The sequence below is a fragment of the Exiguobacterium sp. UBA6282 genome, from assembly GCF_002440475.1.
Classification (GTDB): domain Bacteria; phylum Bacillota; class Bacilli; order Exiguobacteriales; family Exiguobacteriaceae; genus Exiguobacterium_A.
In genome coordinates, this window is the sequence record NZ_DJUM01000031.1 from 44,785 (window position 1) to 55,362 (window position 10,578).

5 protein-coding genes and 1 pseudogene are annotated in these 10,578 nt (G+C 43.7%); 1 reads left to right on the forward strand and 5 read right to left on the reverse strand.

What is annotated here, in order from left to right:
* Positions 1-33 precede the first annotated feature (33 nt).
* The 5 genes and pseudogenes from B2751_RS09610 to B2751_RS09630 all read right to left on the reverse strand — a co-directional run bounded on the left by B2751_RS09610 (position 34) and on the right by B2751_RS09630 (position 9,674).
* Positions 34-1,572, reverse strand: a complete 1,539-nt coding sequence (locus tag B2751_RS09610) for a GGDEF domain-containing protein (protein WP_290774468.1) — start codon at positions 1,570-1,572, stop codon at positions 34-36.
* Positions 1,573-1,770: 198 nt separating this feature from the next.
* Complete coding sequence (locus tag B2751_RS09615; protein WP_290774470.1) at positions 1,771-4,341, reverse strand: HAMP domain-containing sensor histidine kinase; 2,571 nt, start codon at positions 4,339-4,341, stop codon at positions 1,771-1,773.
* 145 nt (positions 4,342-4,486) lie between these two features.
* Positions 4,487-7,387 (reverse strand): S8 family peptidase, encoded by a 2,901-nt coding sequence (locus B2751_RS09620; RefSeq protein WP_290774472.1) that lies wholly within the window; start codon positions 7,385-7,387, stop codon positions 4,487-4,489.
* Positions 7,388-7,530: 143 nt separating this feature from the next.
* Positions 7,531-8,609, reverse strand: a pseudogene (gene msrA / locus B2751_RS09625) (peptide-methionine (S)-S-oxide reductase MsrA).
* 207 nt (positions 8,610-8,816) lie between these two features.
* Entirely contained in the window at positions 8,817-9,674 is an 858-nt protein-coding gene (locus B2751_RS09630; RefSeq protein WP_035411153.1) for a YihY/virulence factor BrkB family protein, read from the reverse strand.
* A 253-nt stretch (positions 9,675-9,927) separates the two neighbouring features.
* Between B2751_RS09630 and B2751_RS09635 the strand changes: the two genes are divergently transcribed.
* Positions 9,928-10,578 (forward strand): nitric oxide synthase oxygenase (locus B2751_RS09635; protein ID WP_290774531.1); only part of this gene is annotated, 651 nt, incomplete at its 3' end.

The following is a 10,578-nucleotide window of genomic DNA, read 5'->3' on the forward strand; positions in this document are numbered from 1 at the left end:
AGTATACGAGCGTGTTTTAGTATATGATTTCATTTATACCTTCGTTACCGTCGAATCATGCATACAAAATTGATTTTTCCCCCGACGTTTTGCTTCGTACATTGCAAGATCTGCCTGCTCGATCAAGTCCGATCGAGAGGCTGCATGTGTAGGATAAATCGCGCCCCCAATACTTGCCGTCACAGGAAGTGGAATGATGCCATGATGAAACGGCTGTCGAAACAAGGAAACCAGGTGTTCTCCACACTGCACGACTTCTGATTCTTGTTCAACGTCAAATAATAAGACGATGAATTCATCCCCACCCTGTCTCGAAATGACCGTATTAGGCGGTAGTTTCTTTTGTAAGCGTGCCGTGACGTCGATGATGAGCTGATCTCCGACACGATGTCCGTACGTATCATTAATCTCTTTGAAGTGATCGATATCGATAAAGAATAATCCGACTTGTCCTTCACTCGCTTCCGCTCGGTACAAGGCATCTTGAAACAATCGTGCAAACAGATACCGATTCGGTAACCCTGTTAAAGCATCGTGATACGCCATGTGCCGCATCTCTTCCATGGCAGATGCTAGTGCTTCCGTTCGTTCCTCTACCTTCGCCTCAAGGTTTTCACGCAATCTTTGATTATCAACGACGATCCGAATTTGACGGGAAATTAATAACGGAATCGCAATCATCAGACCAATCGTCAAACCATTCCAACTGATTGTTTGCCGTGCCATCGTCACGAATAGAATTAACAAGAATACGTATGGCGTAATCAAACGCAAGACATCGATCCATTTCCGAGCGACATCAAAGCTGACGAATGATTCCTCAGCATCAAAACGATAAGCTGCTAATCCGACGATCATGACAGTCGCTAACCATAACGGATCGAGCCAACTCGAAGGGATGGGGTAATCAAATCGTTCTAGCACGACGTATAGAAGGTCGGCAAGTAACTGAAAATGAAAAGCGAGTAAAATTAATAACAACGAGCCACCATTGCCACGCTTCATCAAACCAAAAAACAAGACAATCATTCCACCGAGTAATAATAAATCGCCGATCGGATAACGGAGCCATAAAATCGTTTCGATCGTCAGCAAGGCATTCGCTTTTAAATACGGCGTCACTAAGTAGTGCCATGAGAGCGACCCTGCAACGACTAGAATGATGAACTCATCGAATAAAAAAACACGCAAGTTGACCTCGCGTCGTCGATTGCGAAGAAAATAGCCAAAAGCGATCAAATAAATCAAGATTTGAAGACTGAAGATCAAGTCGATCCAGTCAAACGGTTCCGTTCGCGTTCGTCCTTGTAGAAAATATAGAAGCTGTCCACATTCGCCTAATCCAAGCATGGCATTAGCGAACAATAAAAGAAGAAATAAACGATAGGTAAAAGGGCGTCTTGTCTGACGTCGTTGTGTCTGCCAAATCAAATAGAGGGAGATCATCACACCACCGATCGTGAACAGACTGTTGACGACTTGTCCGATAAATGTATCCGTTCCAACGCACGTCACCCAGCCGATATGAAAGAGTAACCAACCGATGACGACTTCCAACCATTTCTGATACATAACGAATCCCCCCTTTCCTTTTTTAACCATAGTTCGTTTGTCCTATAGGTATATCGGTTCACGATTACTGTTTATTCACTCTTTTTTTATTTTATTAAAAATATTTTTGACAAGATTACTCTTTTTAAACGTAAGCAAAAACCGTGTTCACACCTAAGCGGTTTGAACACGGTTTAACAGAAATACATCATGTTTTCTTTAACTAGAACGTCGATTCTCTTCTGTCGAATCGATCGATTCACTTAAACTGAGCGGTAAGACGATGATGAAGCGACTGCCTTTTCCGACTTCAGATTCGACGTGGATGACGCCTTCATGTTCTTTGACGATTTCCTTACAAATTGATAAGCCGAGTCCCGTTCCACCGATTCGACGTGTATCGGAATTATCGACACGATAGAATTTATCAAATAAATGAGTAAATGCGTGGCGTGGAATCCCAATTCCTTCATCCTTTACTTCAATGATGGCTTGATCGTCTTTCGTATCGATCCAGACATCCACACGTCCGCCATCCGGAGAATACTTGATTGCATTGTTGATCAAGTTGCTCATCAGCTGTTTGATTCGGTCCTCATCTCCTAAGATGAACGGACGGTCCGGACTGAGCAATTGCAAATGAAGATCGTGTCGTTCACTTGAAGCGTCATACAGGGACATCACTTGTTCAGTTAGGCTGAGCAAATCAAGATGTGCCATTTGGTACAACTGTCCACCCGACTGCATCCGTTGAACGTCTAAGAAGTCCGTGACGAGGTTCGATAATCGTTCTGTCTCATTATGGATCGTCGCTAGATACTTCTGCTGTTTTGAGTCATCGATCTTTCGATTTAGCATCAACTCTGTAAAACCGTAAATCGATGAGAGCGGCGTTCGCAATTCATGTGACACAGTCGAGACAAGTTCTGTTTTTAGACGATCGGCTTCTGTTTCCCGGGTAATATCCCGTAAGACGAGAATGATTCCCTTCCACCCCCCGACGACATCAATGCGTTCCGCGTAGACTTCTAGATGCGCCGTATTGTTTCGAACATCAAATCGGACTTTGTCCGGTGAAATCTTACCGGAACGAATTAAATCCAGATACGTATTAAAGGCTTCAACATCATCCACCAACTGACGCATCACATCAATGACGTACTCACTCGAAGGTAACGTCCGATCTACTGTGAATTCCGTTTGAAGTTCTGGAATCAAGTCAAACAATGGACGGTTGACGTATAACTCTCCATTTCCATCCTCGAGATAAATGATCGCTTCTCGAATTGAGTCCAACACTTGCTCGGTCTTTTCTTTTTCCTGACGCATTCCTTCATAAGAACGCGTTCGTAGAAGTGAAAGCGTCATTTGTTGCGCAAACTCGCGAATATCCGTCAGCTGTTGTCCTTTATATGCAGATTTGTAGCGAACGAGATAGATGGCAGCAATCAATTCATGCGTTTCTGGATCTTGAACCGGAATCGTCACCTCATACGTACTAAAGGAATACGGATGCTCTTTTTCACGTGTAACGCGCTTCTCCGATTGAACGAATTCCATCTTGCGAACAGATCGATTGATGACGGACATCTCATCTTTCAGGAGATCTTTTAAATAGTCCATCGTCATGCCGTTTGTGGTTGCACCCATAAACTGCCCTTCTTCATAAAGCAATAGAGCACCGTACTCTGAAGAAGTGATATCGATCATCTTTTGAACGATTGCTGGATACGATTCGACAGTTTCGCGAACGGCAAGTGCCTCTGTTAGTTCACTACGTAATCGCAACTTTTCCTCATTCTTTTTCGTCGTTTGATACGCTTCTTCGAGTTCCTCTTGTTGCGCCTGCAGTTCTTCTTGTTGCGCGAGCAATTCCTCACTTTGCGCTTGCAATTCTTCATTTTTACCTTGCATCGCATCCGTATGAGCATTCGTCGTCACGACCATCCGATTAAAGGAAGCACGTAATAATCCGATTTCGTCTGGACGTTTTTCTGTCGTCTTATCGATTTCAATTGGTTCTTTGCGAGCAAGTTTTTGATTATCGTCTACTAATCGTAACAACTGCCGCGTCATCCGGCGAAGGAACGGGTGAACGAATAAGAGAATGAATACGACGAGCACAACGATACTTGAGATCCAAATCCATTGTGATTTTGCAACTTCACTCCGCAATTCCCCGACAGCGGTTTCTTGCTGTTGACTTAAATTCGTCCGGTATTCGTCAAGCGCTGCAGATGCTTTATCAATATCTGGTGTAATATCGATTGAACCGTCTGCGGTTGGCTTTAATCGTCCTTGTTCTACGAGACGTTTCGCGATTGGTAAGGAAAATAGACTGTCACCTTGTAAAAAATCCTCGTTGATTCGATTCGCCTTTTTTTCATTGACGTAAGACTGGGTCAGCGGAAATAAGGCGTCATAGTACAGTTCATATAAATTCGTCATTTGTGCCGCGAATTCTTCTTCTTCATCCGTTTTTGCGTTTCGCATGAACCAATCGGTCTCACTTTTAATATCTGTTCGAAGTGCTTGAACCTCGTCAAACCGATCCTGGTCTCCAAAGATGACAAACCCTCGTAAACCGAACTGAACCGTTTGCCAATTGTCCCATAAATCGTTGGCTCGGCGATTTTGTTCACTGATCGTTTCTAAATTTTGTTTAGACGTTTCAATTCGCCCTTCCATGTAGTCATAGACAAAGAACGAAGTAATCGATACTACGATCAGTACCGCATAAAAAACCGTCAGCAACTGCCGACCGATTCGTCGCCGAATCCAATTCATCATGAATGTATCCTCCTCATCATTCATTGAATGATGCTTTTTCATTTGTTTCTTTTAATATAATAGAAACGCTTTCGAAGCAACAGCTAAGATGTACAAAAAAAGACCTTTTCTCGGAATGTACCCGAAAAAAGGTCTTTTCATACTCTTATTTTTTCGCTTTTTTCACTGTCACAGACGTTACAGGACTCACTTGTCCGCGTGTATTCTTAACGTAAACCGACAGTTTCACTTTCGCTTTTTGCTTCGGAATTTTGACGGAATAGTTTCCTTTTGAAGAAACCGTTCCTTTTCCGATGACTTTTTTCTTCGCATCTTTTACGTAGACACTCAATTTCTTTTCAGCTGTTCCGGTTACTTTCGTTTGACCGGCATAGACCGATTTCACTTTTGGTGCCTTTGGTGCTGGTAAGACTTTTACGACCGTCGGTTTACTTGTTCGTTTTGCAATATCCGTCACCGTAACGATCAAGCTTGAACCACCAACTTGCTTTGGCAATTTCGCGCTGAACTTACCTTTTGCATCGACTTTCGCTGTTGCAATTTTCTTTTGTTTCGCATCTTTGACTGTAATCGTACCACCCGCAAGAGCTGTACCTGTCATTTTTGTCGCACCGGCAAGAACCGGTTTCACTTTTGGTGCTTTTGGTGCTTTTCCAGGAAGGACTTCTGTCCGTTCCGATGTGACGTCTAATCCATTCGCATAGCGAACCGTCAGAACTGTTTTTTGGTTTTGACGCGGAATCTTGACGCTGTATTTTCCTGCTTGTGCTGTTGTTGCAGCTAACTTTTTATTCGTTGTTGTTTCTTTGCCATTCTTATCTTTTGTTACGACAGCTGCCCACACTTCAACTTTCGTCCCTGTCTTGACTGTTCCAGAAACAACTAGTTGGTTATCGTAGACATCATTGACGTTCCCGTTCAAGTTCAACTGGGAGATCGCACGTGGAATACTAACTTTCCCGTAGCCAGCGACTGGACTGACGTAAGCTGGGAACTCAGGCTCAATTTTCTCACCATCTTCGTCCTCATCTTCAAATTCATACCAGTCATTCGGATTTTCAAACGCAAGCGGTTCTGCACTCTTACGCAAGATTTGTTCGATTTGCGCTGGTGTCAGTTTCGAATTTAGTGATTTCAAGATACCCGCTACTGCGGCAACATGTGGCGAAGCCATACTTGTTCCATCCATGTACACCGTGTTACCGTCTGGAATCAAACTAGCCACTTTTGATCCTGGCGCTACGACATCAAGTCCAACACCATAGTTTGAATAATCCGCGACCATTCCGAGAGGGTTCGTCGCTCCGACAGAAATCGCGTATTCCGAGTTCGCTGGGTAACCGACCATCATGTCGTAGTCATTTCCTGAAGCAGCTACGACCGTAACACCATGATCTGCTGCATATTTCATCATATAAGCCATCGTCCGGCTCTCACCGCCACCAAGACTCATATTGATGACTTTTGCATCATGATCAACTGCATATTTAATCCCGAGTGCGATGGCGTCTGTTTCCCCTTCACCGTTCGCATTCAAGACTTTAACCGGCAGGATTTGTGCCGATTGATGGATTCCCTGGATACCATAATCGTTGTTCATCGTTGCTGCGATGACACCTGCCACGTGTGTCCCGTGACCATTGTCATCAATTGCGTCCCCGTCTCCATTAACAGAAACGTAGTTCTTTTCGTTTGCGATATCAACTTTGCCTTGTAAGTCCTTCAAACGATAATCAACACCTGTATCGATGACTGCAATCTTAACAGGAGCTAATTTTTTCGTTCCAAAACGTTGTTGGAATGCTTCAAAGCCGATCCCAACGTTATCAAATTGCTCAAAAGCAGTCTTTTTATTGACGGCCCACTGGTAGTCGAAGTTGATATCACTTGTCGCACGGTACGTCTGAACTTTCTCAACGTACTCAACGGCTGAAGAACGATTGAGTGATTGTTTTAATGCTGCCGCTGATTGACCTTTAACAGTTGGATCTTCCGTCACGATGACGAAGTCTCCCGCATTGCCAAGGGATAAACGTTCTACATCATTTGCCTGAACACCCGCAATCTTCATCGAGCGGTTCATCTTACCTGGTTTTAATTTGACGATGTAACGTGTACTTTCTTTCCATTGGAGATCCATTTTAAGTGTTTTAAACGTTTTACTTAACGTTGTCCCACCCATCTTAGAAATATTCATATTTGTTGCATACTCATCAATTTCTTCGGCGATCACAGCAGGAGATGCGTCACGTGATAATTTATAAAGACGATCAATCGCTTCTTGATCTTCCGATTTGAGAGTATAGTCAACTCCACGTACAATAGATTCCATCGCTGGTTTCAATGTTTTTAAATCTTCGTATGCTTGTTGACGCTTATCTTTGTTAAATAAAAGTGTTTTGACGACATAAGGTGACGCTTTGTAGTAAAGCGATGTCAAAGCGCGTCCAGCATCCGATTGGCTCAATACTTGTTTTTGAATCGAGTGCATGAGCGCAAGCATCGGTTTTTCTTCTTTTGTTTGTTTGAGCGCTTCTTCTGCCATACAGCTGATATCATTGATCGGTTCATACTCAACCGGCAATTTGACGTTGTTATACGTTAGTTTAGCGTGCGCTGCTTTTGTCGTCTTCCCTTCTTCGATGTTCGGGTAATATTCTACTTTGACATAATACGGTCCATCCCATGCGTATGGAACAGCTAGTTTTGTCGGTGTTTTTTCATTTGGCTCTGCTTCTGTCCGGTAACGATCAAACGTATCGTCTTCTGCAGCCATCGCTTCGCTTGGATAAGCTGTTACTTGAACAGGTTGATCCGTATCGATTGATAACTCGAAGTGAGAGGCAGTTTTTTCTACACCCGCTTCATGATTGACGCGGTACCAATATGTATTTTTTTCTTCCGTTCCTGTTTCAAGCGTCGTCTCTTGACCTGCTTTCAAAAGCGTTGCTTTAGCAAGGGCAGTCTCCGCCTTTGCTGTCGTAGGTCCTACTCCAAGCGTCAAAATCAGACAGCTCAGCATGACCCAAATCATCAGTTTCTTCACAGATGTTCCTCCTTCAAAATGGACGTACTTTACCTTGATTATAAACAGGATATGGATAAAATGGATATTTATTTTATGGATGTATCTTACAATTTTGAAAGGAAAGGCACTCAATGCTCACACGCATTGAATGCCTTTAATGATTATTTAAAATCTGCTACATATTCGCTGTATCCTTCTTGTTTCAATTCCTCTTTCGGAATGAAACGTAAAGCAGCCGAGTTCATACAATACCGAAGTCCGGTCGGTTTCGGACCATCCGAGAAGACGTGTCCGAGATGTGCATTCCCATGTCGACTCCGGACTTCCATCCGTTTCATGCCGATTGAGAAATCACTTTTCTCAATGATATTCCCCGGCTCAAGTGGTTTCGTAAAGCTTGGCCATCCTGTCTTCGAGTCATATTTATCGTTTGATGAAANNCGACGTAGATCCCGTCTGCCTTTAAGTCATGATACGGATTATCAAATGCCGGCTCTGTCCCATCTTCTTGTGTCACCTCGTACTGGATTGCGGTTAGTTTCTTTTTAATTTCTGCGTCTGATAATTTTGGATACGTTGGAAGGTTAAGTTTTGGTTGATCGTTCCAGTAGCGATTGATAAAGTCATCGCGTCCAGAAGCTGCCCGATAAAACTTATATTTTTTCTCATTCGTTAAATAATAATCCTGATGGTATGCTTCCGCTTCGTAAAAAGGACCTGCTGCAATCAATGGTGTGACGATTTTTTCATCAAAAACCTGTTGTTTCTCTAAATCCTGTTTCGATTGCGTTGCAATTTCTTTTTGTGTTTCATTCGTGTAGAAAATCGCTGTCGTGTACGATTCCCCTTGGTCGACGAACTGACCGTTTGCATCTGTCGGGTCAATCTGACGCCAGTAGACATCTAGTAATTGTTTATATGAGATGACGTTTGGGTCAAACGTGATTAACACCGCTTCCCGATGCCCTGTCGTCTCCGCCGATACTTGATTGTATGTCGGATTTTTAACATCACCGCCCGTGTAACCGGAAATGACCGATTTAACTCCTTTTAACTCCTCAAACGGTGGCTCCATACACCAGAAGCATCCTCCAGCTAAGATTGCCGTCTCTTCCGGTTGATAACTCAATTCCTTACTACCACTTGATTTTGCCTGCTGTTGCTGGAACACGAAGTATCCCCCGACCATGACGACGATGAGACCAATGACGGATAAAACTGTCCACATTCGTTTCTTCATCTCCCTTCGCCTCCTTTATTTAGCTTACGTTACGTGACGTTTATTGGATGTTATTTTATTTAACTGTACCGCGCTGTTGCTGGCTTGTCGTAGCATGTGCTTAAATGAAGCACATTCATTTATCTCTTCCTATGATCCTACTAATATATATGTTTTTAATAAAAAGCAGCTGACACATCGTCAGCTGCTTTTGTGTGTTCAAAATGATTAACGCACGCTTTCTTCTTTGATTTTTTGCGGCTTCATGATTTTTGCTTCTTTTTTCTGACGCATGCGTTCCGCATTCATCAGTCCCCCTAACATCAAAACAACAGCCGATAAATAGAACCATGTCATCAAGACGATGATTCCGGCAAGCTGACCGTAAAGACGGTCGTAACTCCCAAATTCAGCGTAGTAAGAGAAGAATTCCGAAACGACTTGCCAAGCAATCGTCGCGAAAATTGCCCCGGGAAGTACCTGACGAACCGTCAAATGGACACTCGGTAAGATCCGATATAATAAAATGAAAAAGACAAGTAAGAACAATGTCCCGAGTCCCCAGCGGAATAAGAACCAAATCCATGAGTAGTTCGTTACGAAATCAGCAACGATTGAAAAATGATTGATGAAACGTCGTGTTAGTTTCTCTGAAATCGGAACAATCAATGAAATCGGTAAGATGATCATCATCCCGATTGTAAAGGCGAAGTCTTGCAACAGTCCGCGCCAAAACGGTGCTTTCCGTGTCACTTCGAGCGCATCATTTAGCGAGCGGACAAGTGACTGGACCGACATCGAAGCAAGCCAAAAAGCGGCGATGAAACTGATCGAGGCAAGCTTAAAGCCGCCTTGATCAAAGATTCCGACGACGTTCCGCTGAATCAAGTCGTACGTTTCTGCTGGAGCAAATGGTCGAATCAAATCCAGCACGTTTTCCGACGTAAACGGTAAGAACGAGACGATCCCAACCACAAATAATAAGAATGGGAATAAGGACAACATCAGATAATAGGCGAGCTGAGCCGATTTATCAAAAAAGGCTTCACCAAAAAAACGGGCAAATACAGGTTTGATTAAAGACATACAAATTTCCTCACTTTCAACTCATTCTCTACACTATCCCCCATTTCATAACTTCTTTAAACTTTTGGGAGTCTTTTGAACTTATAACAACCTTATACATCATTCAAGTTTGGCGCTTCGTTTCTTCGCGGGGTACACTAGGAACAGAGATTGTATCGTGCTTGTTTTTCAGAAAGGATTTCGATTCGTGGACCTATTCATTCAATCCGAAGCAGAACGCTTCTTTACTTCTTATATAGAGCAATACCCCGAAATGTCCGGACGTCAGCAAGAAGTCATCCGTTCGATTCAAACGACAGGAACATATGAACAGACGGCTTCCGAGCTCGCATTCGGTGCTAAGCTCGCTTGGCGCAACAGTAACCGATGTGTGGGACGCCTCTTTTGGGAGCAACTTCATGTCTTTGACGCGCGGGATGCGTTGACCGTCGAAGCGGTCCGCGACGCGTTATTTGAGCATATCCAGTTCGCGACGAATGAAGGACGAATTCGCTCGACGATCACGATTTTTCATCCGACACGTGTGCGGCTGCATAATCACCAACTGATTCGCTACGCTGGTTATGAGACTGCAACAGGAATCATCGGCGATCCGGCTTCTGTCCAACTGACACGACAATGTGAAGCACTTGGCTGGACAGGGGCAAAAACACCGTTTGACATCCTTCCTCTCTTGATTGAACTCGATGGACAACGTAGTCTGCATCCGATTCCAGACGAGCTCGTGCTCGAAGTCAGCATCACACATCCTGACTATGACCTGTTTGATGGTCGCGAAGTCCGCTGGTATGCCGTACCGATGATTGCTGATATGCAGCTTGAGATTGGCGGTATTGTTTATCCGTGTGCCCCGTTCAACGGTTGGTATATGGGAACAGAAATCGGCGCTCGTAACCTCGCCGAT